The 25,118-nt window shown below is 61.8% G+C and carries 19 protein-coding genes; 15 read left to right on the top strand and 4 right to left on the bottom strand.

The features are described from left to right. Window positions 1-22: 22 nt before the first annotated feature. The 5 genes from ACZCWR_RS24400 to ACZCWR_RS24380 all read left to right on the top strand — a co-directional run bounded on the left by ACZCWR_RS24400 (window position 23) and on the right by ACZCWR_RS24380 (window position 5,972). Window positions 23-1,372, top strand: coding sequence for an MFS transporter (locus tag ACZCWR_RS24400; protein WP_487305617.1), 1,350 nt, complete (start codon window positions 23-25; stop codon window positions 1,370-1,372). Window positions 1,373-1,709: 337 nt separating this feature from the next. After that, window positions 1,710-2,816, top strand: a complete 1,107-nt coding sequence (locus ACZCWR_RS24395; RefSeq protein ID WP_487302694.1) for an IS5 family transposase — start codon at window positions 1,710-1,712, stop codon at window positions 2,814-2,816. Window positions 2,817-3,565: 749 nt separating this feature from the next. Further along, window positions 3,566-4,591 carry an amidohydrolase family protein gene (locus ACZCWR_RS24390; RefSeq protein WP_487305616.1) on the top strand — a complete coding sequence of 342 codons (1,026 nt, stop codon included), beginning with the start codon at window positions 3,566-3,568 and terminating at the stop codon, window positions 4,589-4,591. Between the two features lie 2 nt (window positions 4,592-4,593). Further along, entirely contained in the window at window positions 4,594-5,277 is a 684-nt protein-coding gene (ligK, locus tag ACZCWR_RS24385; RefSeq protein WP_487305615.1) for a 4-carboxy-4-hydroxy-2-oxoadipate aldolase/oxaloacetate decarboxylase, read from the top strand. A 2-nt stretch (window positions 5,278-5,279) separates the two neighbouring features. Next, window positions 5,280-5,972 carry a substrate-binding domain-containing protein gene (locus tag ACZCWR_RS24380; protein WP_487305614.1) on the top strand — a complete coding sequence of 231 codons (693 nt, stop codon included), beginning with the start codon at window positions 5,280-5,282 and terminating at the stop codon, window positions 5,970-5,972. Between the two features lie 820 nt (window positions 5,973-6,792). Here the strand turns inward: ACZCWR_RS24380 and ACZCWR_RS24375 are convergent. Together ACZCWR_RS24375 and ACZCWR_RS24370 are read right to left on the bottom strand one after the other, a co-directional pair. Next, complete coding sequence (locus ACZCWR_RS24375) at window positions 6,793-8,331, bottom strand: methyl-accepting chemotaxis protein (protein ID WP_487305613.1); 1,539 nt, start codon at window positions 8,329-8,331, stop codon at window positions 6,793-6,795. A gap of 90 nt (window positions 8,332-8,421) precedes the next feature. Next, complete coding sequence (locus ACZCWR_RS24370; RefSeq protein WP_487306134.1) at window positions 8,422-8,997, bottom strand: copper chaperone; 576 nt, start codon at window positions 8,995-8,997, stop codon at window positions 8,422-8,424. Window positions 8,998-9,142: 145 nt separating this feature from the next. Here ACZCWR_RS24370 and ACZCWR_RS24365 point away from each other — a divergent pair, with 145 nt between their 5' ends. The 4 genes from ACZCWR_RS24365 (at window position 9,143) to ACZCWR_RS24350 (ending at window position 15,724) form a co-directional block, all read left to right on the top strand. After that, entirely contained in the window at window positions 9,143-10,363 is a 1,221-nt protein-coding gene (locus ACZCWR_RS24365) for a helix-turn-helix domain-containing protein (RefSeq protein ID WP_487305612.1), read from the top strand. Between the two features lie 36 nt (window positions 10,364-10,399). Then, window positions 10,400-11,038, top strand: coding sequence for a Vgb family protein (locus ACZCWR_RS24360; RefSeq protein ID WP_487305611.1), 639 nt, complete (start codon window positions 10,400-10,402; stop codon window positions 11,036-11,038). Window positions 11,039-11,199: 161 nt separating this feature from the next. Beyond that, window positions 11,200-13,341, top strand: a complete 2,142-nt coding sequence (locus ACZCWR_RS24355; RefSeq protein WP_487305610.1) for an ATP-binding protein — start codon at window positions 11,200-11,202, stop codon at window positions 13,339-13,341. 148 nt (window positions 13,342-13,489) lie between these two features. Then, window positions 13,490-15,724: an EAL domain-containing protein gene (locus ACZCWR_RS24350; protein ID WP_487305609.1), complete on the top strand. Its 2,235-nt coding sequence runs from the start codon at window positions 13,490-13,492 to the stop codon at window positions 15,722-15,724. 93 nt (window positions 15,725-15,817) lie between these two features. Here the strand turns inward: ACZCWR_RS24350 and ACZCWR_RS24345 are convergent, their stop codons facing one another. Beyond that, window positions 15,818-16,747, bottom strand: a complete 930-nt coding sequence (locus ACZCWR_RS24345; RefSeq protein WP_487305608.1) for a LysR family transcriptional regulator — start codon at window positions 16,745-16,747, stop codon at window positions 15,818-15,820. A gap of 118 nt (window positions 16,748-16,865) precedes the next feature. On the opposite strand from ACZCWR_RS24345, the gene ACZCWR_RS24340 reads away from it, so the two are divergent. Together ACZCWR_RS24340 and ACZCWR_RS24335 are read left to right on the top strand one after the other, a co-directional pair. Then, window positions 16,866-17,876: an alpha/beta fold hydrolase gene (locus ACZCWR_RS24340; RefSeq protein WP_487305607.1), complete on the top strand. Its 1,011-nt coding sequence runs from the start codon at window positions 16,866-16,868 to the stop codon at window positions 17,874-17,876. A 114-nt stretch (window positions 17,877-17,990) separates the two neighbouring features. Further along, window positions 17,991-19,949 carry a PhoX family protein gene (locus ACZCWR_RS24335; protein WP_487305606.1) on the top strand — a complete coding sequence of 653 codons (1,959 nt, stop codon included), beginning with the start codon at window positions 17,991-17,993 and terminating at the stop codon, window positions 19,947-19,949. A gap of 34 nt (window positions 19,950-19,983) precedes the next feature. Here the strand turns inward: ACZCWR_RS24335 and ACZCWR_RS24330 are convergent, their stop codons facing one another. Then, the gene (locus ACZCWR_RS24330) at window positions 19,984-20,892 is read right to left on the bottom strand and encodes a LysR family transcriptional regulator (protein ID WP_487305605.1); all 909 of its coding nucleotides are present in this window, start codon (window positions 20,890-20,892) and stop codon (window positions 19,984-19,986) included. A 113-nt stretch (window positions 20,893-21,005) separates the two neighbouring features. On the opposite strand from ACZCWR_RS24330, the gene ACZCWR_RS24325 reads away from it, so the two are divergent. From ACZCWR_RS24325 to ACZCWR_RS24310, 4 genes are all read left to right on the top strand, one after another. Further along, window positions 21,006-21,875, top strand: coding sequence for an NAD(P)-dependent oxidoreductase (locus tag ACZCWR_RS24325; protein ID WP_487305604.1), 870 nt, complete (start codon window positions 21,006-21,008; stop codon window positions 21,873-21,875). A 13-nt stretch (window positions 21,876-21,888) separates the two neighbouring features. Further along, window positions 21,889-23,400, top strand: coding sequence for an aldehyde dehydrogenase family protein (locus tag ACZCWR_RS24320; RefSeq protein ID WP_487305603.1), 1,512 nt, complete (start codon window positions 21,889-21,891; stop codon window positions 23,398-23,400). Window positions 23,401-23,457: 57 nt separating this feature from the next. Continuing rightward, complete coding sequence (locus tag ACZCWR_RS24315; RefSeq protein WP_487305602.1) at window positions 23,458-24,792, top strand: DUF3100 domain-containing protein; 1,335 nt, start codon at window positions 23,458-23,460, stop codon at window positions 24,790-24,792. Window positions 24,793-24,871: 79 nt separating this feature from the next. Beyond that, window positions 24,872-25,090 carry a hypothetical protein gene (locus ACZCWR_RS24310; RefSeq protein WP_487305601.1) on the top strand — a complete coding sequence of 73 codons (219 nt, stop codon included), beginning with the start codon at window positions 24,872-24,874 and terminating at the stop codon, window positions 25,088-25,090. Window positions 25,091-25,118: the final 28 nt, after the last annotated feature.

Below are 25,118 nucleotides of genomic sequence, written 5' to 3'. Positions count from 1 at the left end.
AAGGGGAGACGGGAGACATCACATGAATAACGTTAAAACGATCGACATCAAACGCTTTATCGACGAGCGGCCCATATCCGCTTACCAGTGGTTGCTGGTGGCGCTGTGCTTTCTCGTGGTGACCGCGGATGGGATGGATGTGGCCATCATGGGTTTTGTCGCGCCTTCGATCATCTCGGCGTGGCATATCTCGCGGCCTGCGTTCGGGCTGGTGATGAGTGCTGCGCCCATTGGGCTTGTGATCGGTGCGTTGGTGGCAGGGCCGGCTTCGGATCGCATCGGGCGCAAGCGGGTGTTGATTGGATCGGTGTTTTTGTTCGGAGTGTTTACCATTGCGACCGCGTTCACGAATTCGCCTGCCAGCATGGCTTTGTTGCGCGTGCTGACCGGCATCGGGTTGGGTGCGGCAATGCCGAACACCACGACCTTGCTCTCCGAGTATGCGCCGCAGCGCAAACGTGCATTGCTTATCACGATCATGTTCACGGGCTTCAATCTCGGCTCGGCGTTGATCGGGTTTGTCGCGGGATGGCTGATTCCTGTGCACGGATGGCGGTCTGTGCTGATTTTTGGCGGCGCGTTGCCTTTGGTTCTGATTCCGCTGCAAATTTGGTTGTTACCGGAGTCGGCGCGCTTGCTTGCCGTGCGCGGGTCGGATTCGCGCACCATCGGTCGAGTGCTCGGGCGCGTTTGCGGCACGCGGTTCAGCGGTGATGAAACGTTTGTTTCCAATGAGCCGCCGTTGCCGACGCGGCGGCCCATCGGTGTGTTGTTCTCGCATGGCTATGGGTTGTTGACGGTGGCGCTTTGGGTGACTTATTTCATGGGCTTGCTCGTGATTTATCTGCTGACCGGGTGGTTGCCGACGCTCATGAAGGATGCGGGCCTTTCCGTTAGCGCGGCGGCCAATATCACCGCCATGTTTCAGATTGGCGGGACCATTGGGGCGGTGCTTGTCGGCTTTACGATGGATCGGGTGCGGCCTGCGCCGGTTATTTCGGCGGCTTATTTGGGTGGGGCGGTTTGTGTGCTCGGGCTTGCTTGGATCGGGGCGTTGTCGTCGTCGCTTGCGGTGTTGGTGTTTGCTGCGGGGTTTTGTATGAGCGGGGCGCAGACTGGATTGAATGCGTTTGCGCCGAGTCGATATCCTACTGTGGCCCGTGCTACGGGCGTGAGTTGGATGCTCGGGATGGGGCGGTTTGGGAGTATTTTCGGTTCTGCGTTTGGCGGGGCGTTGCTCGGGCTCGGGTGGGAGTTTGGGGCTATTCTTGCGATGCTTGCGGTTCCGGCGATTTTGGCGGCGGTTTCGATTCTTGTCGCGCAGCGTAGGCGGGTTGAGGAGGGGGTGGTTGCTTCTGGGGTGGTTCGGTGAGGGTTATTGTGGTGCAAGGGGCTGCTCTTGTTTGTTTGGCTTATTCAGTAGCCGCCTCCCCGGCGGGGGGGTAACTTTCTTTGCTGCTGCAAAGAAAGTCACCAAAGAAAGCAGCTTTTTACCCCATGCACGATGGCTGGAGAGGGTTGGTCTGGATTGACGGATACAGTGGCCGCAATAGGACTTCCTTCTCATAACAAGCCGCTTAGGCAACCTAGCGATCACCCGCTTGAAACGCTAAGGCTTAGCAGCCTGTTGAAATACCCTCCTCCCGAGTCATCCATACGCAAGGCAGAAACGTTGATCTAAAGAATCGAACGACACAGAGACCAAAGCGATGCGCGGCCCCGACGGCTATACCGAATCGATGTTTACGATGTCCAGACTGGACGATTTCGTTCCGGCCAATCATCCGCTGCGACCCATTCGCTTGTGGCTGAACGAGGCGCTCACGCGCATGGACGCGGTGTTTTCGCGCATGTACGAGAGCGAGGCCAAGGGCGGTCGCCCGAGCATCGCGCCGGAGAAACTGATACGCGCGCTGTTGTTGCAGGTGCTGTATTCGATTCGCAGCGAACGCATGCTGATGGAGCAAATCTCTTACAACATGCTGTTTCGATGGTTCGTCGGACTGGCGATGGACGATGCGGTCTGGGACCACTCCACCTTCAGCAAGAACCGCGACCGGCTGATGGTCCACGATGTCATGGTCAGCCTGTTCAACGAGACTGTCGAGACGGCGCGCGGGCGAGGTCACCTGTCGGGCGAGCATTTCAGCGTCGACGGCACGCTCATTCAGGCGTGGGCGGGGCACAAGAGTTTCGTGCCCAAGACGAAACCGGATGACGATTCGCCGCCTGAGGGCGGAGACGGCTCGCAGGAGAACTGGCGCGGCGAGAAACGCAGCAACGACACACACGAATCCAGCACGGACAATCAGGCACGACTGTTCCGCAAGAGTCGTGGCACGGGCGCGGTGCTTTGCTACATGGGTCACGTGCTGACCGATAACCGGCATGGTCTCGTGGTCAACGCGCAGGTCACGCAGGCCAGCGGCACGGCCGAACGCGACGCTGCCGCGCAGATGCTTGCGGATGCTGCGCAATGTGCCGGTACGACCATAACGGTCGGTGCCGACAAGAACTACGATACGGCTGGCTTCGTGGCGACGTGTCGCGCGAACAACGTGACACCGCACGTGGCGCAAAACGATGCACGCGCGGGCGGTTCCGCGATCGACGCTCGAACCACGCGATGGCCCGGCTATGCAATGAGTCAGTGCAAACGCAAATGCATCGAGCAGGTGTTCGGATGGGGCAAGACCGTCGGGCGGATTCGGCAGGCGATGTATCGAGGTCTGAAGCGAGTCGACCAACTTTTTCTGCTGACTCAGGTGGCGTACAACTTGACCCGCATGCGAACGCTTGCTGCTCGGGCAGCTTGAAAACGTAAGCGAGAAGCAAAGCGGCATTGGCAGCAGATGAATCAAAGAAAAGTTGGCGTCAATTCATTTGAAACACTGCATCGTGCTAGCTCTTGCGGATAAACGAGCGCGCGTTCATTCAGGGATATTTCAACGGGCTGTTAGTGGACCGCAGTCATTCTTTCGGCCATGCGCTACGCGCGCCGAGAGAGTAAGAACGGAATCCCGCAGCGTATTGGTGCCCAGCTACCTCAGGCAACATCGCTGTATTGCTATTCGGCCGTACCTTGGCTGGAGCGTGCGGTTGATAGGAAAGCATTTGTGAACATGCGCTCGAATAGAGCATAGAGTTTTCATGGAAGCGCTAGCGAGCGTAGGGCCGAATAACAAGTCTGTGGGGAGGTGTGATGTGGCAGGACACGAGCATGCTGCGGGATTCCGTTCTTACGTTCTCGGCGCGCGCAGCGCATGGCCGAAGGAATGAATGCGGTCCACCGCGCGTTGTTTATTTGAGAGCGTGATCGCGAGGTTGCCCACGCGCTTAACTAACCGAGGGAAGTCCTATTGCGGCCACTGCATGGTTAATCCAGACCAACACTTTCCAGCCATCGTGCATGGGGTAAAAAGCTGCTTTCTTTGGTGACTTTCTTTGCAGCAGCAAAGAAAGTTACCCCCCGCCGGGGAGGCGGCTACTGAATAAACAACACAAACACCAGCAGCCCTTTGCACGACAAAACGCAACCCCAAACACGGAGCAAAAAAGCAAACCCATGATCATCGACATCCACGGCCACTACACCACCGCCCCCAAGGCATTGGAAACCTGGCGCAACCAGCAAATCGCAAGCATAAGCAACCCAAAAGAAAAGCCCAAAGTCACCGACTTAAAAATCACCGACGATGAACTCAAAGAATCGATAAAAAAAAACCAACTCCGCCTGATGAAAGAACGAGGCCTGGATCTCACCATCTTTAGCCCAAGGGCCAGCTTCATGGCCCACCACATCGGCGATTACGAAATCTCGAGCACGTGGGCCGCGATCTGCAACGAACTTTGCCACCGCGTGAGCGAACTGTTCCCGCAACATTTCATCCCTGCGGCGATGCTGCCGCAAAGCTCCGGCGTCGACACGAAAACCTGCATCCCCGAACTGGTGAAATGCGTCGAACAATACGGCAATGTGGCAATCAACCTGAACCCGGACCCATCGGGAGGCCACTGGACCAGCCCGCCGCTGTCGGACAAATACTGGTATCCCATCTACGAAAAGATGGTCGAATACGACATCCCCGCGATGGTCCACGTCAGCACGAGTTGCAACGCATGTTTCCACACCACCGGCGCGCATTACCTGAACGCCGACACAACCGCATTCATGCAATGCCTGACCTCGGACCTGTTCCGCGATTTCCCCACGCTCAAGTTCGTGATCCCGCACGGCGGCGGCGCAGTGCCCTATCACTGGGGCCGTTTTCGCGGCCTCGCGCAAGAGCTAAAAAAGCCCTTGCTAAAGGATCATTTGCTCAACAACATCTTCTTCGATACCTGCGTCTATCATCAACCGGGCATTGATCTGCTGACACGCGTGATCCCCGTCGACAACATCCTCTTCGCGAGCGAAATGATCGGTGCTGTACGCGGCATCGACCCTGAAACAGGGCATTATTTCGACGATACAAAGCGCTATGTCGAGGCGGCCAGCATTGAGCCCGAAGCGCGCTACAAGATCTACGAAGGCAATGCGCGACGCGTGTATTCGCGGCTCGACGCAACACTCAAGGCACAAGGACGCTGATCATGGTCGAACTCGGTGTGGTCTATCGCAACATCAATCGCGCGGATGGCAACGTCGCGCAAAAACTCGCCGCGCTCGGCTCGGCGACGGTGCACGAAGCCATGGGCCGCGTCGGCCTCATGAAGCCCTACATGCGGCCCATTTACGTCGGCGCGCAGGCGGGCGGCACAGCGGTCACCGTGTTGCTGCAACCGGGCGATAACTGGATGATGCACGTCGCCGCCGAACAAATCCGTCCCGGCGATATCGTCGTGGCTGCATGCACGGCGGACAACACCGATGGCTTCTTCGGCGACTTGCTCGCGACGAGTTTCAAGGCGCGTGGCGCGCGTGGACTCATCATCGAAGGCGGTGTGCGCGATGTGCGCGTGCTGACCGAAATGAACTTTCCCGTGTGGAGCCGCGCGATTTCCGCGAAAGGCACCGTCAAGGCGACGCTCGGCTCGGTGAACATTCCCGTGGTGTGCGCGGGCGCGCTTGTGACGCCCGGCGATGTAGTCGTCGCGGATGACGATGGCGTCGTCGTGGTGCCATCGGCATCGGCGGAAAAGGTGCTGGAGAAAGCCACTGCACGCGAAGCACTCGAAGCCGACAAGCGCGCGAAACTCGCGGATGGCGTGCTCGGCCTCGACATGTACAACATGCGCGGACCGCTGGAAAAAGCGGGATTGCGCTATATCGACTGACCATGAGCGACGTTGCGATCACCGGCATTTCGTCGATGGCCACGCGACAGGTGTTGGCCGATATTACGGATGCCTATGCTTTGCGAACGGGCCGGCGCGTGATGATCGAATCCGTCGGCGGCGTGGCGGCGCTCAGGCGCGTGGAGGAGGGCGAGGCTTTTGATTTCGTCGTGCTCGCGTCGGGTGCTATCGATAAGCTTGCGGTTGGAGGTCGTATCGATGTGACCAGCCGCGTGGGGCTTGCGCGTTCGGGTATCGCGATGGCGGTGGCCGCGGGCGCGGTGCGGCCTTCGATCGGCAATGCAGCCGATGTCCGCGAGGCGGTGCTTGCGGCGCGCAGCATCGGTTATTCGACGGGACCGAGTGGCGTGCATCTTATGCAATTGCTCGAACGCTGGGGCATCAAGGAACGCGTCGTGGCGCGTATTGTTCAGGCGCCGCCGGGCGTCGCGGTGGGTACGCTGATCGCGCGTGGTGAGGTTGCGCTTGGGTTTCAGCAGATGAGCGAATTGGTGGGCGTGGGGGGCATCGAGATACTCGGGTCTTTGCCTGACGAGGTTCAGGCGATTACCGTGTTTCAGGCGGCGATTTGTACTCGGGCATGTTCGCCGTGGGCTGCGCGTGAGTTGTTCGGGTTTATGACTTCGGGTGAGATGGATGCGGTTAAGATTGGGCGCGGAATGGAAGCGGTCTAGAGAAGGGCTGCTTCTGTTTGTGTTGTTTATGCAGTAGCCGCCTCCCCGGCGGGGGGGTGACTTTCTTTGCTGCTGCAAAGAAAGTCACCAAAGAAAGCAGCTTTTACCCCTCCGCACGCTGGCTGGAAAGGGTGGTCTGGATTAACGATACAGTGGTCGCAATAGGACTTTCCACGCGTAACGAGTCGCTTAGGCAACCTAGCGATCACGCGCTCGAAGAATCAACGCTCAGTGGACCGCATTCATTCTTTCGGCCATGCGCTACGCGCGCCGAGAACGTAAGAACGGAATCCCGCAGCGTATCAGCGCCCAGCCACATCACACCGCATCGCACCTCTCCCATTGCGCCCTACCTTGGTAAGCGCTTCCGGGCAAATCGCGCACACCAACGCAAGTCACCTTTTAGTCGGAGCACTAACCAAGGTTGGACCGAATAGCAATAAAGCGGGGAGGCTTGATGTGGCTGGGCACGAGCACGCTGCGGGATTCCGTTCTAAAGCTCCCGGCGCGCGCAGCGCATGGCCGAAAGAATGACTGCGTTCCACTAACACTAAAGAATTCGAGCGCGAAATCGTCAGGTTGCCCAAACGCTAAACCAACCGAGTCAAGTCCTATTACGGCCATTGCATCCGTTAATCCAGACCAACCCTTTCCAGCCATCGTGCATGGGGGTAAAAGCTGCTTTCTTCGGTGACTTTCTTTGCAGCAGCAAAGAAAGTTACCCCCCCGCCGGGGAGGCGGCTACTGCAATAAAAGCCCAAACACCAGCAGCCCCTTGCACAAAAAAAGCCACACCTCAACTACCAGCCAATAAAGAACCTCAAGCCTCCTGAAGACGAAACGTCTGCACCGCACTCCGCAACACACCAGCCTGATCCTCAAGCGATTGCGCCGCCGCCGCCGCTTCCTCGACTAACGCCGCGTTCTGCTGCGTGACCTCATCCATCTGCGTGACAGCCCGCGCCACTTGCTCGATACCGCTGCTCTGTTCCTCGGATGCCGCAGCAATCTCACCCATGATATCCGTCACCCGCTGCACCGCAGTGCTGATCTCGCTCATCGTGCGGCCTGCTTCGTCCACCAGCGAAGCCCCCGATTGCACTCGCTCCACAGATGTATCGATCAGTTCCTTGATCTCCTTCGCCGCCGCCGATGAACGTTGCGCCAACGTGCGCACTTCACCCGCGACCACGGCAAAGCCGCGTCCTTCTTCACCCGCACGCGCCGCTTCTACCGCCGCATTGAGCGCGAGAATATTGGTTTGAAAAGCAATGCCCTCGATGATAGTGATAATGTCCGCAATCTTCGACGAGCTTTGATTGATCTCGCCCATCGTCGTGACCACCTGCGACACGACATGGCTTCCCTTGCCCGCGATATCCGATGCATTCGCCGCCAGCAAGCTAGCCTGACGCGCGTTATCCGCGTTCTGCTTCACGGTGCCGGTGAGTTGATCCATGCTCGATGCGGTCTGCTGCAACGCAGACGCCTGCTCTTCCGTGCGCGAAGAAAGATCGACGTTGCCCGCCGCAATCTGCTTGGTCGCGGATGCAATCGATTCGCTGCCCGAGCGCACCGAACGCACCGTATCGACGAGACTTGCTTGCATGGTCGCGAGGCCGCGCAACAACGCGCCCATTTCATCGTTCGAGGTGATCGTGATATCGCGGCGCAGATCGCCTGCTGCAATCACGCCGAATTGCGCCAGCGCGATATCGAGCGGACCCATGATTCGGCGGCGCAGCGAGAACCACGTGAAGAACGCGGCGACCAGACCGACCAGAATCGCGGCAATGCTCATGGTGCGGAACCACGCGAATTGCGCCTGACCGGCTTCGTACGCGGCCTTGCCTTGCTCGAACTGCATCGTGCGCAATTCGACGCCGGTTTTCGCGAGGTCGGTGAAGGCGGCCTGCATGGCGTTGGCATCGGCATTGATCTTCGCCTGATCCTTCGCGCGGATGTCGGCATAACCGCCGTCGATCAGCTTTTGCAGCGCGAGGCGTTGTTCGTTGAACTTGTCGGCGAGCGCTTTTTCATCGGCTTCCTGCGGCAAGGCGGCGTATTTCGACCAAGCATCGTCGGATGTCTTGCGCATGAGCGCGCCACGGTCGATGGCTTCGTCGGCGGCCGGCGTGCCCGTGTTCAGCGCTGCACGGTCGAAACTCAGACGCTCGCGCGCCGTGTACATTTCGGCATTGCCGACCGACACCGCGCTCGGCATCTGATTGGTGAAAAGCTCGTAAGTCACGCCGTTGGCGCGCGTCATGCCGATCAGACCGACCAGACCGATGCCGATGAGAAGCGCGCTCAGGAGCGCCATCGCCAGTGCCAGGCGGCCTTTGATTGTCGAAAACATAGGTATTCCGAAGTCTTTTCCGAAGTGGTTTGCGCAAGGCGCGGCGGCGCTGCGCCTGCGAAAGGTATATCGGCGGATGCGGCGGGGTCTTTAGAAGATGCTCAAAAACACGACGCCGGTGAGCATCGTCAGGACGCCGACGGCTTTGGCAATGTCCGCGCCATTCGGTGCGAGCCGTTCCGCATTTATGACGATCGTCATCAAAAGCATGATCCATGGGTTCATCGCGCCGGTGACGAGTAGAACGGCCGTAAGCGGCGCGCAGCTCAGAACGCAATGCAGGCCGTAAATAAAGCCTCCTTTTGCCGATGCAGCACGACAGCAAGCCAGCCGCCGCGCCTTCCATTCGCTCGCCTGTACAAAACCCGCCAATATGACCACGCTCATCGACATGAACGGAAGCAACGGCGCGCACGCGTACACGACTGCACCGAACGCGGCCCACACGCCGAAATACGCCATGCTCATGCGCACTCGCGCTTGCAAACCACGCACACGCAGCAAAACCGGCGCGAACGACGGCAACATCATCGCGGTCATCATGGCGATGAACGATGCCGCCCCGCGCAGCCACGAGCGGCCGCAGGGCTGCATCCACATCGGAGAAAATACGTAGACGGGCGGCGACATCGAATGAGCAAGCATGAACACGAGCACGGCGATCATGAAAATCACATGCGCTCGCCGAACGAAAAAACCGCAAACCGTCTGCATGATGCGTCCCTCGCCCGCAGGCCGATAGAAAACACGGTGTTAGATTAGGGCCGGGTTTATCCACCGAGGGAGTGACAAGTGTGACGGGAATCGCTTCATGGACTCGCTGATTACCGCAGCGGCGCGTGCGCTCGCCATGGGCGATCCGCTCGGCGCGCTGAACCGCGTCGCGCTGCGCGACGATCCGCCCGCGCTGGCGTTGCGCGGCATCGCGATGGCGCAACTCGGCGAATTCGCTCGCGCGAAAGCGCTCGTGAAGCGCGCGGCGCGTGCGTTCGGCGCGAAGGAAGCGGTGGCGCGGGCGCGTTGCGTGGTCGCGGAAGCGGAGATCGCGCTGGCCTCGCGCGAACTCGCGTGGCCCACGAAAGCGCTCGACCATGCGCGCATGACGCTCGATGCTCACGGCGATCATCTCAACGCGGCGCACGCGCGCGCGTTGGAAGTGCGGCGGCTGGCGTTCATCGGCAAGCTCGATGAAGCCGAACGCCTGCTTTCTCAACTCGATGCGAACGCGCTGCCGCCCGCCGCGCTGGCGGTGCAATCGCTGATCGAGGCGGGCATCGCGATGCGGCGATTGCATACGGCTTCGGCCCGCGATGCACTCACTCGCGCACACGCGGCCGCGCGGCGCGCGCGCATTCCCGCGCTCGCGGCGGAAGTGGCGCAGGCCGCAGCGCTGCTCGACGCACCCGCCGCGCGCGCGATCCAACGCGGTCAGGAACGGCTCCTCACGCTCGAAGCAATCGAAGCGTGCCTCGCGTCAAAAGCGTTCGTCGTGGATGCGTGCCGCAACGGCATCCACGAAACGGGCAACACGGTGTCGTTCGCGACGCGCCCGGTGCTGTTCACGCTGTTGCGCACGCTCGCCGAAGCATGGCCCGCCGATGCCGCACGCGATACGCTCATCGAGAAAGCATTCCGCATTCGGCACGTGGACGAGACGCATCGCGCGCGGCTGCGCGTGGAAATGGGACGGCTACGCGCCATGCTGCGTGCCTTCGCCACGGTGAATGCCACGCCGCGCGGCTTCGTGCTCGCGCCGCGTCATGCGGTGGAGGTCGTCGTGCTGGCGCGGCCCACGGAGGACGCCTACGCGCCGCTGCTGGCCTTTCTCGCCGATGGCGAAGCGTGGTCCAGTTCGGCGCTCGCGCTGGCGCTCAACGCCAGCCAGCGCACGGTGCAGCGCGCGTTGGAGGCGTTGTCATCGGCGGGCAAGGTGCAGGCGCTCGGGCGCGGCCGCGCGCGCCGCTGGATGATGCCGCCCATGCCCGGATTCACGACGGCCTTGTTACTCCCGGCGGCGTGGGCGGGCGAATAGCATGGAGCTTCGATCAAGCCAAAGGGAGAAGCCGACATGAAACACGTGAAGGCGGAGATCATCCGCGAATACGGACCGTTCGACGATATCGAAGGCGTGCACGGCGTGACGTGGGACGGCGAGCGCGTCTGGTTCGCCTCCGGCGATGCCCTTAACGCGCTCGACCCCGACACCGGCGAGCGGCCGCGCCGTCTGGATGTCGCCGCGCACGCGGGCACGGCCTTCGACGGCGAGCATCTCTATCAGATCGCGGAGAGCCGCATCCAGAAGATCGATCCGCAGACGGGCCGCGTGCTCTCGACCATTCCCGCGCCGGGCGGCGGCGCGGATTCGGGGCTGGCGTGGGCGGAAGGCACGCTGTGGGTCGGGCAATATCAGGCGCGCAAGATCCATCAGGTCGATCCGCGCGATGGCGCGGTGCTGCGCACCATCGAATCCAATCGCTTCGTGACGGGCGTGACGTGGGTCGAGGGCGAACTGTGGCATGCCACCTGGGAGAACGACGAGAGCGAGTTGCGGCGCATCGATCCCGAATCGGGTGAAGTCATCGAAAAGCTTGATATGCCCGAGGGCGTGGGCGTGTCGGGACTGGAAGCAGACGGTGCGACGCGGTTCTTTTGCGGCGGCGGACGTTCGGGCAAACTGCGAGCGGTACGCAGGCCGAAGCATGAATGAGCGCGCAGCGGGGTTTCAAGTCGGCGGCGTCCGTGCCGTAATAGCGGGCATGCGCACGAACGCGCTTTTTCGACGCGCTCAGGCGAGCGATTTGCTGCGTACGTCTGACAAACCGCTTCATCGCCCGAAACCCGCGAAATTCTTACCAAGGACGCCCGCTTTTGACACCCCGTTTCTCCGATCAACTCCAACTCGATTCATGGATCGGCGAAACGGCGCGCGCCATTCGTGGCTTCGACTGGCGCGGGACGCCGCTCGGCCCGATCGAACAGTGGCCGCAACATCTGCGTTCGGTCGTGCAGGTGATGCTGAGCAACGCGCTGCCGATGGCGCTGCTCTGGGGCGAAGAAGGCACGCTGCTCTATAACGATGCCTACGCGCGCTTCTCCGGCGCGCGGCATCCGCACATTCTCGGCATGCCGATTGCCAAAGCGTGGCCCGAAGCGGCGGATTTCAATCGCACGGTTGTCGAAGCAGGATTGCGCGGGGAATCGCAGTCGTATCGCGATATCAGCTTCGCCTTGGCGCGCAATGGTCAGCCCACCGAAGCGTGGCTCGATCTGCACTACAGCCCGGTTGCGTCCGATGAAGGCGTGCCGGTCGGGACGCTCGCCATCGTCGTGGAAACGACCGAACGCACGGTGCTGGAACGCAATCGCGCGGCGGCGGAAGCAGCGTTTCGCGAGGCCGATGAACGCTTGCAACTCGCGCTCAATTCCGGCGCGGTGCGCGGCGCGTTCGTGTGGGAAATTCAGGAGAACCGCGTGAAGGGCGACGAGCGTTTCGCACGCACGTTCTCTTTCGACATGCGCGAGGCCGAGATCGGTTTTCCGATCGAGCGCGCGCTCGCGGTGATTCATCCCGATGACGTGGAGCGCGTGACGGCGCTCATCGCGCGCACGCTGGAAAACGGCGCGCCGTTTCGCGCGGAATACCGCGTTCGTGCCGAGGACGGCGACTGGCTGTGGATTCTCGCCTCGGGCCGCTGCGAATACGACGCCGAACGCCGCCCGCGCCGTTTTCCCGGCGTGATCGTGGATATTCACGATCGCAAGATCGCCGAGGAAAGTCTCAGGGAACTGACGCGCGGGCTGGAAGGCAAGATCGCGGAGGCGGTGGCGGCGCGCGTCGCGGTGGAGGCGCAACTGCGCCAGAGCCTCAAGATGGAAGCGCTCGGCGCGATGACCGGCGGCGTCGCGCACGACTTCAACAACACGCTGCAGGCGATCAGCGGCAACCTGCAACTGCTGCAATATCTGCCGCCGACCGACCCGCGCGTGCCGGAGCGCGTTCACGCCGCGATGGAAGCGGTGCAGCGCGGCGCGAAGCTCGCCTCGCAACTGCTTTCGTTCGCGCGGCGGCAGCCGCAGTCGCCCGTGGTCATCAATCCGCGACGGCTGTTCGACGAACTACACGAACTCTTGCAGCACGCGCTGGGCACGCGCGTGGGCATCGCGACCTTGCGGCCCGATCAGCCGTGGAATTTCCGCGTGGACCGCAATCAACTCGAAAACGCGCTGCTCAATCTCGCCATCAACGCGCGCGATGCCATTCGCGGCGAAGGCAAATTCACGCTCGTCTGCGCCAACGAAACGCTCGATGCCGCCGCCTGCGAGGGCAAGGACATCCATCCCGGCGATTACGTGCGGCTCTCCGCATCCGACACCGGCACCGGCATGGCGCCCGATGTGCTGGAACGCGCGTTCGAACCGTTCTTCACGACCAAGCCGGAAGGCCACGGCACCGGACTCGGCCTGTCGATGGTGTTCGGCTTCGTCAAGCAGTCCGGCGGGCATATCGCGGTGTCGAGCACGGTCGGCGTGGGCACCACGGTGGAGATCCTTTTCCCCCGCAGTTTCGACGATGAAACCGCGCCCGCCGAAGCCATCGCGCTCGCCACGCCCGCCGAAAGCGCCACCGTGCTCGTGGTGGACGACGACCCCGCCGTGCTGGCATCGACCGTGGCGATTCTGGAAGCGATGCAATACGTCGTCCTCAAAGCCGCCAGCGGCGATGCCGCCATGAGCGTGCTGGAAAGCGGCATCGACGTGGACGTGATTCTCACGGACGTGGTGATGCCCGGTCGCGTGAAATGCGCCGATCTGGCCGAATGGGCGTTCGCGCAAGTGCGCCCGGTGCCGGTGATCTACGTGTCGGGCTACACGCGCGACATCATCTCGCGCGATGGCGTGCTGCGCCCGAACGTCACGCTGCTGCACAAACCGTATCGCGCGGAGGCGCTCGCCCGCGAGATTGCCGCCGCGCTCAAAGGTGCATCGCAAGGGTTCTCGTCCGAACCGTGAATGGTGCGCTAAAGCCCTGTCGCGTCTAAAGAAAACGCCTTTGCCGCCGAAAAACATCCTGAGCGTCCAATCTTTGAAGAACGGGCGAAACTGAGCGATCACAGGGGTTTGTGCGGTGCAGGGAAGAGCAACCGATTTTCTCGGACACATGAGCGACACCGTCGCCAGAAAGCTGCCGTACCTCGAATGGGCGTTGCGTCTGGACCGGCTCGGGCTGGCGTTCGTCGGTGCGGTGGGCATGGCGGGCGTCTCGCTCTCCGTGCATCATCCCTATAGCGACATGCTCGCCACGGGCGCGGCTTGCGTGATGCTGCTCGTGCTTCAGGGCCAGCGCGCGCGCCGCAAGATTTTCGCGGCCAGCCAGCTTTCGCACGGACTGCTGTCGATTGCCGAGGACTGCATCAAGCTCATCAATCTCGACGGGCACATTGTCTGTATCTCCGAAACCGGACGACGGCTGATCGAGGCGAAATGCGCCGACGATCTCGTCGGTCTCGACTGGCTCTCGCTGTGGGAAGGACCGGACGCGCGCGACGCATTCGAACGCGCCAAGTCCGGCGAATCCACTTCGTTCTCCGGACCATGCCGCACCTTCGGCGGCGCGCTCAAGTGGTGGACTTCCAGTTTTGCGCCCGTGTATGGCGAGCATGGTCTCGTCACGGGCGTGTTGTGCAAGTCGCGCGATATCACGGCGGAAGTCTCGCTGATCGACGAACTGCGCGGCAATGCGCGCGTGCAGAAAGACATGGAAGATCACGTCGATGCCGTGTTCTGGACTGCGAGCGCCGACTTCCGCGAACTGCTGCATGTGAGTTCCGCGTTCGAGCGCATGTGGGAAATGCCGATGTCCGCGCTCGATGAAGATCAGACTTCGTGGATCGAGCGCGTGCATCGCGACGATCTGCCGGACTTGCGAATCAAGATGCGCAGCGCCGTGAATACCGGCGCGCCGAGCCAGAGTTATTTCCGTCTGGCATTGGCCGACGAGCGCACGCGCTGGGTGCGCGCGGACATTTATCCGGTGAGCGAGAACGGCGCGGTGTCGCGCGTGGTGAGCGTGTGCGTGGATGCCACCGAGGAACGCGAGCGGCTGCAGGAATTGCATCGGCTGGCGAACATCGACAGTCTCACCGGCCTGCACAACCGCAATTCGATGACCGAAGCGCTGAATCAGCGATGCGCGTCGGGCGAGGCGCTGGCGTATCTGTTCATCGATATCGATCGCTTCAAGTCGATCAACGATACCGCCGGCCACACGGCGGGCGATACCGTGCTGACCGCGATTGCCGAACGCATTCGCGCGGCCTTGCCCGAGGATGCGATCGTCGCGCGCCCCGGTGGCGATGAGTTCACCGTCGTGCTGCCGGGCGTGTTCGATCAGGAGCGTATCGAGCGGGCGTGCCGCAGGCTGTCGCTCGCGTGCCATCGGCCGATCAAAATCGGTTGCAAGAGCGTGTCGATGACGTGCTCCATCGGCGTGGCGCTTTTTCCGGAGCATGGACGCACGCCGGAGGAATTGTTCATCAGCGCGGACATGGCCATGTATGCCGCCAAGCGTGCGGGACGCAATACGTTCCGCGTGTTCGGCGAGCGCGAGAAGAACGATCTGGCGCGCGCACATCTCGAATCCGAATTGCACGATGCCATTCGCGACGATCAGTTCGTGCTGCATTATCAGCCGCAATATGTGGTGGAAACGGGCGAACTCGCGGGCGTCGAGGCGCTCGTGCGATGGAACCATCCGAAGCTGGGCTTGATTCCGCCGGGCGCGTTCGTGCCGGTGCTGGAGGAGAGCGCTTTGATTATCGAGGCGGGACACTGGATCATTCGCGAGGCGGTGCAGGCGGCGGGACGGTTGGCCGAAAGCATGCCGGCGGTGCGGTCGATGGCGGTGAATGTATCGCCGAAACAGTTTCGCGATCCGCGGTTGGTGTCGGTTATCAAGCATGCGATTCGGCGCAGTGGGATTCCTTCGGAGCGCATTACGTTGGAGATCACGGAGTCGGCGCTTATCGAGAATGTGGACGATGCGCAGTCGGTGCTGTCGCAAGTGCGTGAGATGGGTGTGCGGATCGCCATCGACGACTTTGGGACGGGGTATTCGAGTTTGAGCTATCTCGCGCGCTTCCGGCCTGATTTGCTTAAGCTGGACAAGAGTTTTGTCGATAATATCGCGACTGATGCGACGGCTTATACCGTGGTGGAAGGGGTGATCGATCTGGCGCACAAGCTGGGGGTGACGGTTGTCGCGGAAGGGGTGGAGACGCGTGAGCAACTGGAGAAACTGCGCGCGGCGCGGTGCGATAAGGTGCAGGGGTATTTGTTGAGTCGGCCGGTGCCGATGGAGAGGTTGGTGGTGTTGGAGGAGGGGTTTGTGCAGTGAGCAAGTCGTCGTTTTTGTCTTTCGGGGCGAGGGGTGGTGGTTATATGCACGAAGGAACAAACAAACCAAAGTTCCAGTGCTGCTGTCCACAAGTCAGCGCCTCCTCACTTCACGTTTCCCAAACATCACCATATCCCGCACCACCCACTCCAGCAACACCCGCGGCCCCATCGCAAGCGGTCTCCCCAACTTCACCAACACCCGCGCCTGCGCCCCTTCAAAAAGCGGATGCGCGATGCGAACCGTCGCCAGCTCCCCGCTCTCTAACTCACGATAAGCCGCAAACTCACCAATCAGCGTGACAAAATTCCCCGCGCTCACCATGCGTTTGAGCGCGCTCAGCGAATTCGTCGTCAGACTCGCGCGAATGCTCACATGGTCGGTCGTTTCCAGCATCTTCACGACATGACCGATGCCGAAATCCGGCGGCATGAGCGCGAGCGGATAGTTGGCGAGATCGTGGACCGTCACCGCACGCCTGCGTCGAACGAGCGGATGATCGCGGCGCGCAAGCAGCATCACCGGCTGCGCGGAACTCGCCCGCACCTCGATGCGCGGATGCGGCGGCGGGTTGTACGCCAACCCGATATGCGCGCGGCTCTGCGCGACTTCTTCGAGCACCGCATCCACCGCGAGCATGTCCACGGCGATATCGAGGTCGGGATAACGCGCGCAGAACGGCGCGAGCACATCGTCCACGAGCGTATCGACATAACCTTCGCTCACCGCGATACGAATGCTTCCCTGCTGTAGCCCGTTCAACGCATGAAGCTGATCTTCGAGCGTCTCCTGATGCGCACGATAAGTTCGCCAGAATTCGAGCAGATGAAACGCCGCCTCGGTCGGACGCACGCCGCGCGCTTCGCGTTCGAACAACGTGGTGTCGAGTTCGTTCTCCAGCAATTTGATTTGCCGCGCGATCACCGATGGCGATGTATTCAGATGATCCGCCGCGCCGCGAATGGTGCCGTGTGCAAGCACTTCGTTGAAGTACCGAAGCCGTTGATGATTGAGTTCGCGCATATTTTGAACGTTCGAAATGGTGTTGCTCCGTAAGCAACGATACGTGAACTTTGTTGCTCTTTCCAGCACGCGCTGATAAGACGAGAATGCGCTTCATCGACGAACAAGGAGCGACATCATGACGGAATCGATCAACGCGAAGCGGCGGCGCTTCGTCGGCGCGGCGATAGCGGGCATCGGGGCGATGCAACTGGGTTTGAGCGGTATCGCACGCGCACAAACGGCATCTTTCGACGATATCCGTCAGATCGATGCAGGCGTGCTCAACATCGGCTACGCGCAGGTCGGGCCGGAGAACGGACCGCCCGTGATCCTTCTGCACGGCTGGCCGTATGACATCCACAGTTTCATCGATGTCGCGCCGATCCTCGCCTCAGCCGGTTATCGCGTGATCGTGCCGTATCTGCGCGGTTACGGCAGCACGCGTTTCCTCTCTGCCGACACACCGCGCAACGGGCAGCAAGCGGTGGTGGCGGTGGACATCATCGCGCTCATGGATGCGCTGAAGATACAGAAAGCGCTCATCGCCGGTTTCGACTGGGGCGGCCGCACCGCCGACATTCTCGCAGCGCTGTGGCCGGAGCGTTGCCGTGCGCTGGTGTCGGTGAGCGGCTATCTGATCGGCAGTCAGGAAGCGAATCGCGCGCCGTTGCCGCCGAAGGCCGAACTCGCGTGGTGGTATCAGTTCTACTTCTCAACGGAGCGCGGACGTGCCGGTTACGAAGCCAATCGTCACGACTTCAACAAGCTCATCTGGCAACTGGCCTCGCCCAAATGGAGTTTCGACGATGCTACCTTCGAGCTCACCGCGCAATCATTCGGGAATCCGGATCATGTGGCGGTGGTGATCCACAACTATCGCTGGCGGCTCGGTCTTGCAGAAGGCGAGCCGCAATACGATGCGCTGGAAAAGCGCCTCGCCGCGTTCCCGCCGATCACCGTTCCGTCCATCACCATGGAAGGCGATGCCAACGGCGCGCCGCATCCGCAACCGGCGTCGTACGCAAAGAAGTTCACGGGGAAATACCGGCATGTCGATGTGGGCGGCGGCATTGGCCATAACTTGCCGCAAGAAGCGCCGAAGGCATTCGCGGATGCGGTGATCGAAAGTGATCGGATGGCCGGCTAATCTTAATATTACTAAAGCCTGTCAAATACATTTCACAAATATTCAATAGAGTAACGCGTCAACCGGAACTGCAATCCGGTTCAAACCCATAAAACACAGGACGCGAAACCCCACATGGCGCAGTTACTCGACCTTTCCCGTCGCCGGGCTTTGAAAATTCTCGCCAGCGCGCCGATGCTCCCGCTCGGCGCCGCCGCTTCGGCGTCGCCGCTGCTGGCGGCGTGCGGCGGACACGACGACAACGCGCCCGCATCGACGGCAGCCTTCACGACCGCCGCCTTCACCAGCATGGCCGCGCCCACGCTGACCGACGCCGCCGCCATGTCGAAAACCACGGTCGCCTCGTCGATGACGGCCAACTTCAGCGACGGCAGCGCGCGCACCTACAAGCTCGCCTATCAGCCGTTCTTCATGACGGGCGATACCGTGCCGAACACCGCGGGCGGCACGATCCTCGCGGGCGGGTATTTCGACATCGCGAACAAGCCGATCATCGATCGTTCGATGACGGGGCAGGAGCGTCAGTTCTTCTCCGATTGCCCGGACGGTACTTCGCTCATCCGCCTCGATAACCCAACTGTGAAGGGCATCAAGGGCAACGCGGTGTTCGCCGTCGTGCAGTTCGAATACACCACGCGCGATGCATCGAGCGAGGACATGTACGGCCGTTTGCCGTCGCCCATCGCGGTGCTGACGCTCGATCAGGACCCGGCCACCGGCAAGCTCGCGCTCGTGAGTTACGCGAACGTCGATACATCGAAGGCCAATGGGTTGTGGATCACCTGCGGCGCGAGTCTGTCGCCATGGAACACGCATCTGTCGAGCGAAGAATACGAGCCGGACGCGGCCACGCTTTCCACGAACTCGCAATTCAAGGCCTATAGCCAGAACCTTTACGGCGATCCCGCCAAGGCACGCGCGTATCACTACGGCCATCTTCCCGAAGTGACGGTGAATCCGGACGGCACCGGCACGGTCAAGAAGCACTACTGCCTCGGCCGCATCTCCCACGAACTCATTCAGGTTATGCCCGACCGCCGCACCGTTTTGATGGGCGATGACGCCACCAACGGCGGCCTGTTCATGTTCATCGCGGACAAGGCGGCGGACTTGTCGGCGGGCACGCTGTACGTGGCGAAGTGGGCGCAGACCTCGTCTTCTGGCGCGGGCTCGGCCACGCTCACATGGCTCAATCTCGGCCACGCGACGAGCGATGAAATCGAAAATCTGGCGAACACGCTGACGATTGCCGACATCATGGATATCGTCACCGACGAAAAGAATCCGCCGACGGATGCGAGCTTCACGCGCATTAACTACAGCGGCAAGTACAACTGGATTCGCATCAAGCCGGGCATGGAGAAAGCGGCTGCGTTTCTGGAGACGCATCGTTATGCGGCGCTGCGTGGCGCGAGTCTGGGCTTCACCAAGCTCGAAGGCACGACCGTCAACGCGAAGGACAAAGTGCTTTACACGGCGATGTCGCAGATCACCGCATCGATGATAAAAACCAGCAAGTACACGATGGATATCGCATTGGACAAGCAGATTTCGTCCGGCGCCGTGTACGCGCTCAACATGAAAAGCGGCCAGCGCGATCTCGCGGGTGCGGCCATCGACAGCGAATGGGTGCCGGTCGACATGAGCGCGCCCGCCGCGCTCGTCGGCGAAGACCTCGCCTCGGCGGATGCGCTCGGCAACACCGCGAACCCGGAGAAGGTGGCGAACCCCGACAATCTCAAGTTCTCCGAGAAGCTGCGCACGCTCTTTATCGGCGAGGACAGCAGCATGCACGTCAACAACTTCCTGTGGGCGTACAACGTCGATACGAAGACGCTCTCGCGCATTCTCTCGACGCCTGCGGGCGCTGAATCGACCGGCCTTCACGCGGTCGACGAGATCAACGGCTGGACCTACATCATGAGCAATTTCCAGCATGCGGGCGACTGGGGCAGCGTGCATGCGAAGGTTCAGACGACGCTCGACCCGCTCATCCGCGCGAACTTCAAGGACCGATACGGCGCATCGGTGGGTTATCTGACGGCGGACCCGACGGCGGTAAAGCTCGCCTGACGTTGGCAAACGGTGAGGCGCAGATCATCGCGCTTCATCGAAACGCCCGCATCTGCGCCGTCATCAACTGCAGCATCTTGTTCGATGCCACCGACAGCCTGCGTCCCGCGCGCGTGACGAGATGCGCTTCGGCATCCGCGAGAATGGGGTGATTGATATCGATGGCGAATAACTCGCCCGCTTCCATTTCCGTTGAAACCGCGAACGCGGGCAGCACCGTGATCCCCAGCCCCGACTTCACGAACTGCTTGACGATGGCAATCGAATTCGTCGTCACCACCGGATCGAGCCTGAGCTTCTCCGCATACTCCACGGCCTGAAGCATCTGACGCGTGCCATACGAAGCGTGCGTCACCGCGAGCGGATGATGCGCGAGTTCCTGCGCCGTCATCGCGCGGCGTTCCTTGCGCGGAAAATCCGGGCCGACAATCGCCATCATCGGCTGACGTTTGATCGCGCGCGACACGAGCTTCGGCTCCTGCGGCGGGTTATAGACGAGGCCGATCTCGCCTTCGTCCTCGCTGATCTTGCGGATCACGTCATTGGTGCCGCCGAGGTCCAGATTCACCTTGATGCCCAAATACAGCTTGCAGAACGTCTGCATCGGCCCGGACAGCAAATCGGACACGAAACCTTCGCCGAGCACGATATTCACTTGCCCCGTGCGCAGCCCGCGCAATTCCTGAAGCCGCGACAGCAGATCGTCGCGATGCGCCAGTTGTTCCCGAAAATATTCGATGACGCATTGCCCGGCTTCCGTGGTCTTGACGCCGCGCGCGTGCCGTTCGACGAGCGTCGCATCCAGTTCCTTCTCCAGCAATCCGATCTGCCGACTTACCGCCGATGGCGCGACGTTGAGGTAATCCGCGGCCGCGCGAATGGTGCCGCAGCGCACGGCCTCGAAGAAATAAACGATGCGGCTGTCAGTCAGGTTGTCGCTCATTTCGGTGTCCCGCGAGTGTTCGAATTATTAGAACACATTCAATATTGGCGTTGATTGATTGCACGGCTCCCTCGCGTGAATATGACGTCGAGATGAACGAAAGGAGCCAGGGAATGACGACGGTAGGCGTGATCGGTTTGGGCAACATGGGACGCGGCATGGCGATGTGCGCGAAACGCGGCGGCTTTCGCGTGCTCGGCTTCGATGCCGCGCCGGGCGTGGCGGACACGCTCGCGGCGGAAGGCATCGAGCCGCGTGCATCCATCGCGGAGATCGCGCGCGAGGTCGATGTGCTGATTCTTTCGCTGCCGACATCGGCCATCGTGGAAGACGTGGTGCTGGGAACTGGCGGCGTGGCGCAGAGCGCGAAGCCGGGGCTGATCGTCGTCGATACGACCACGGCCGATCCGAACAGCACGCGGCGCGTCGCCGCCGCGCTGGCGGAATGCAAGGTCGGTTTCGTCGATGGCCCGGTGAGCGGCGGCCCGAAAGGCGCGGCCACGGCCACCATGACGATGGTGCTCGGCGGCTCGGAACAGGATGTCGCGACCGTGGAACCGGTGCTCGCGGTCATCAGCGCGAAGCGCGTGCATGTCGGGCCGGTGGGCGCGGGGCACGTCACGAAGATCATCAACAACATGCTCACGGGCGTGCATTTGCTTGCGGCGAGCGAAGCGGTGCGCGCGGCCGAAGCGAACGGCGTCGATCCGGAAAAGCTCGTCGAGGCATTGAACGGCGGCTCGGGCCGCAACAGCGCGACGCTCGTCAACTATCCCACGTGGATCTTCAACGACACGTTCGACTCCGGCTTCACCATGAAGCTCATGCGCAAGGACGTGCGGCTGGCGCTGGCGCTGCTCGACAGCGCGAACGTGAACGCGCCGATCGCGACGGAATCGGGGCGGCTGTGGGCGGCGAGCGAGACAAGCATCGCCGATGCGGAGGACTTCAACCGCATCGTGCAATTTCAGGAACCCAGGTAAGGAATAAGCGGACATGGAACACAACGCAGCGGAACACCTTCTCGCGGCCTTCGCGCATTTCTTCCCGAACGCGAAGACCATCGGCTCGTATGTCGGCGGGGAATTGATCGAAGGCGCGGGCGAAACCATCCAGCTCTACGATGCCGCCACCGGCAAGCCAAGCCTCGCCTACAAGGACGGCGGCGCGGCGGTCGTCGAACAGGCGGCGGCAGCGGCCCTGCGCGCGCAGAAGCAATGGTGGGCGCTCACGCACGCCGCACGCGGTCGCGTGATGTTCGAGATCGCCCGCGAGATTCGCAAGGAAGCGGAAGCCATCGCGCGGCTGGAATCGCTCGGTTCGGGCAAGCCCATTCGCGATTGCCGCGGCGAAGTGGCGAAGGTCGCGGAAATGTTCGAATACTACGGCGGCTGGGCGGACAAGTTTTACGGCGATGTCATTCCCGTGCCAAGTTCGCATCTGAACTACACGCGCCGCGAACCGGCGGGCGTGGTGTTGCAGATCACGCCGTGGAACGCGCCGGTGTTCACCTGCGGCTGGCAGGTCGCGCCCGCCATTTGCATGGGCAACGCGGTGCTGCTGAAGCCCTCCGAACTCACGCCGTTCACGTCGCTCGTGGTTGGCTTGCTCGCGGAGCGCGGCGGCGCGCCGAAGGGGCTCATCAACGTGCTCGCGGGACTGGGGTACACGGTCGCGCAGTCGGCCATCGCGAACAAGGCGGTCAAGAAGGTCGTGTTCGTCGGCTCGCCCGCGACGGGCGCGCGCATCGCGGAAAGCGCGGCCAAACGCGTGCTGCCGTGCGTGCTGGAACTCGGCGGCAAGTCGGCCAACATCATCTTCGCCGATGCGGATCTCAAACGCGCCGCGCTCACCGCGCAAGCCGCGATTTTCGCGGGCGCGGGGCAAAGCTGCGTGGCGGGTTCCCGGCTGCTGGTGCAGCGCGCCGTGTACGATGAATTCGTCGCGATGGTCGCGGCGGGCGCGCGGCAGATCAAGGTCGGCGCGCCGCTCGACGACGCCACCGAAGTCGGCCCGATCAACAATCGCAAGCAATACGATCACGTCATGTCGATGATCGACAAGGGCATCGCGGCGGGCGCGACTTTGGCGGCGGGTACATCGATAAGAACGGAAGCCGGTTATTTCGTACCGCCGACGGTGCTTGCCAACGTCAGCAACGAGATGGCTGTGGCGCGCGAGGAAATCTTCGGGCCGGTGGTCGCGGCCATTCCGTTCGATACGGAGGAAGAAGCCATCGCGATTGCGAACGACACGGAGTTCGGTCTCGCCGGTGCAGTGTGGACGAACGATGTCGCGCGTTCGCATCGCGTCGCGGCTCAGGTCGATGCCGGCACGTTCTGGGTCAACGGCTACAAGACGATCAACGTGGCGTCGCCGTTCGGCGGCTATGGCTTGAGCGGCTACGGGCGTTCAAGCGGCGTCGAGGCGCTCTACGAATACACGCAGACCAAAAGCGTGTGGGTCGAAACGGCGAAAGACCCGGCCACGACGTTCGGCTATCTATGATCGAAGCGCCCGCGCCGATCCTTCGAACGAGAAGCGCGGGCAACAAGGGGAGAGAAAATGGAAAACACGCTGAGCGCGGGACACCGGGAAAGCGGCGGCCTCAGAACCGCCAAACTCTTTTTCTATGCGGCGGTCATTCTGGTGATCGCGGAATTCATCGGCTCGTTCACGTTCAAGATCGGGCCGGGCAAGGTCATTCTCCTGCCGATGATCTGGGCGCTGCTGCTCGGCGCGGCGCTGGGTCTCGCAAGCGAGCGCTGGAAAAGCAGCGCGCGGCTCGATGTGCGCAGCCAGTTCCAGGCCGCCGCCATCCTGCAACCGGCGTTGTTGCTGTTCGTCGCCAAGCTCGGGCTGATGGTCGGCAGCGCGTTGCCGAAACTCGCGGCGGCGGGCTGGGCGCTGGCGTTTCAGGAACTCGGGCATTTCGTCGGGACGATTCTGCTCGGCTTGCCGCTGGCGCTGATACTCGGCATCAAGCGTGAGGCCATCGGCGCGACGTTTTCAGTGGGACGCGAGCCGAGTCTTGCGATCATCGGCGAGAAATACGGCATGGATTCCGCCGAAGGGCGCGGCGTGCTGGCCGAATATCTGACGGGCACGGTGTTCGGCGCGGTGTTCATTGCGATTTTCGCGGGGTTCGTGGCGAGCCTGCATGTGTTCCATCCGCTCGCGCTGGCGATGGGTTCGGGCGTCGGTTCCGGCAGCATGATGGCGGCGGCTTCCGGCGCAATCGCCGCGCAGCAGGACCCGGAAACGGCCAAGTCCGTGCTGACCTTCGCGGCGGCGAGCAATCTCATCACCACGACCGTCGGCACGTATTTCACGCTGTTCATTTCTCTGCCGATGGCGCTGTTCGGCTACCGCGTGCTGGAGCCGCTGATCGGCCGCAAGACGCGCGCATCGAACGCCAGTGATGCCGCCGCGCCCGCCCTCGGCGATGTCAAGACCGAAGCGCCCGAACTCGGCTATTCCGGCAAGCTGCTCGCGTGGGCCGTGACCGCCATTCTGGCGCTCGTGTGCGACTGGATCACGCACGGCACCACGCCCATGCAGGGCTTGCCCGGCATGCTCGTGATGGTGCTGGCGACCATCGTGGGCGACGCCATTGCGCAGGTCACCGGACGCAAGATTCCGGCGGTGTGCTGGGTGTCGATCGTCGCGATGTTCCTGACGTCGCCGTGGTGCCCGTGGGGCGCGCAGATCGCGCAGATCAGTTCGGTGAACGACTTTCTCGGCGTGACCACGCCGATGCTGACTTTCGCCGGGCTTTCGATCGCCAAGGACATTCCGGCGTTTCGGCGGCTGGGCTGGCGCATCGTGCTGGTGTCGTTCTTGGCGAACGCGGGTACGTTCCTGGGCGCGGCCATCGTGGCGCAGCTTTTCCATATCTGAATGACGAACGGACGACGTGCGCGCGGGGGTATAAAATTGGCTCTATATCTCTCGCGCTGCCGGACAGCCTGTCGTCATCATGGAAACACCATCGAGCAAGGAGCCGCCGAAAAAGCGCATGTCACCGGCGATGCTCAATACCCTCACCGCGTTGATCGGCATTGCGACGCTGGCGGCGGGCATTGGCTGGCTGGTGTATAGCTGGTTTGTGGATCTCGAAGTGCCGTACTTCGCCATTCCGCTCGTGATGACCGTGCCGGTGATCGTCGCGGTGGCGTTTCGGAACTGCTTCGACTGAACGTTTTCCTCGATGCAAAAACAAAAGC

This window comes from Caballeronia sp. A2-2 (assembly GCF_057612605.2).
Note: the sequence above shows the minus strand (reverse complement) of the source record. Positions and strands in the feature narration are given on the sequence as shown.

Excerpts from the sequence above, each read along its gene's own strand:
- ligK (WP_487305615.1), top strand. The coding sequence starts at position 4,594 with ATGGTCGAACTCGGTGTGGTCTATCGCAACATCAATCGCGCGGATGGC.
- ACZCWR_RS24325 (WP_487305604.1), top strand. The coding sequence starts at position 21,006 with ATGACGACGGTAGGCGTGATCGGTTTGGGCAACATGGGACGCGGCATG.
- ACZCWR_RS24390 (WP_487305616.1), top strand. The coding sequence starts at position 3,566 with ATGATCATCGACATCCACGGCCACTACACCACCGCCCCCAAGGCATTG.
- ACZCWR_RS24340 (WP_487305607.1), top strand. The coding sequence starts at position 16,866 with ATGACGGAATCGATCAACGCGAAGCGGCGGCGCTTCGTCGGCGCGGCG.
- ACZCWR_RS24380 (WP_487305614.1), top strand. The coding sequence starts at position 5,280 with ATGAGCGACGTTGCGATCACCGGCATTTCGTCGATGGCCACGCGACAG.
- ACZCWR_RS24365 (WP_487305612.1), top strand. The coding sequence starts at position 9,143 with ATGGACTCGCTGATTACCGCAGCGGCGCGTGCGCTCGCCATGGGCGAT.
- ACZCWR_RS24350 (WP_487305609.1), top strand. The coding sequence starts at position 13,490 with ATGAGCGACACCGTCGCCAGAAAGCTGCCGTACCTCGAATGGGCGTTG.
- ACZCWR_RS24375 (WP_487305613.1), bottom strand. The coding sequence starts at position 8,331 with ATGTTTTCGACAATCAAAGGCCGCCTGGCACTGGCGATGGCGCTCCTG.
- ACZCWR_RS24400 (WP_487305617.1), top strand. The coding sequence starts at position 23 with ATGAATAACGTTAAAACGATCGACATCAAACGCTTTATCGACGAGCGG.
- ACZCWR_RS24315 (WP_487305602.1), top strand. The coding sequence starts at position 23,458 with ATGGAAAACACGCTGAGCGCGGGACACCGGGAAAGCGGCGGCCTCAGA.
- ACZCWR_RS24360 (WP_487305611.1), top strand. The coding sequence starts at position 10,400 with ATGAAACACGTGAAGGCGGAGATCATCCGCGAATACGGACCGTTCGAC.
- ACZCWR_RS24320 (WP_487305603.1), top strand. The coding sequence starts at position 21,889 with ATGGAACACAACGCAGCGGAACACCTTCTCGCGGCCTTCGCGCATTTC.
- ACZCWR_RS24310 (WP_487305601.1), top strand. The coding sequence starts at position 24,872 with ATGGAAACACCATCGAGCAAGGAGCCGCCGAAAAAGCGCATGTCACCG.
- ACZCWR_RS24395 (WP_487302694.1), top strand. The coding sequence starts at position 1,710 with ATGCGCGGCCCCGACGGCTATACCGAATCGATGTTTACGATGTCCAGA.
- ACZCWR_RS24345 (WP_487305608.1), bottom strand. The coding sequence starts at position 16,747 with ATGCGCGAACTCAATCATCAACGGCTTCGGTACTTCAACGAAGTGCTT.
- ACZCWR_RS24335 (WP_487305606.1), top strand. The coding sequence starts at position 17,991 with ATGGCGCAGTTACTCGACCTTTCCCGTCGCCGGGCTTTGAAAATTCTC.
- ACZCWR_RS24330 (WP_487305605.1), bottom strand. The coding sequence starts at position 20,892 with ATGAGCGACAACCTGACTGACAGCCGCATCGTTTATTTCTTCGAGGCC.
- ACZCWR_RS24370 (WP_487306134.1), bottom strand. The coding sequence starts at position 8,997 with ATGATCGCCGTGCTCGTGTTCATGCTTGCTCATTCGATGTCGCCGCCC.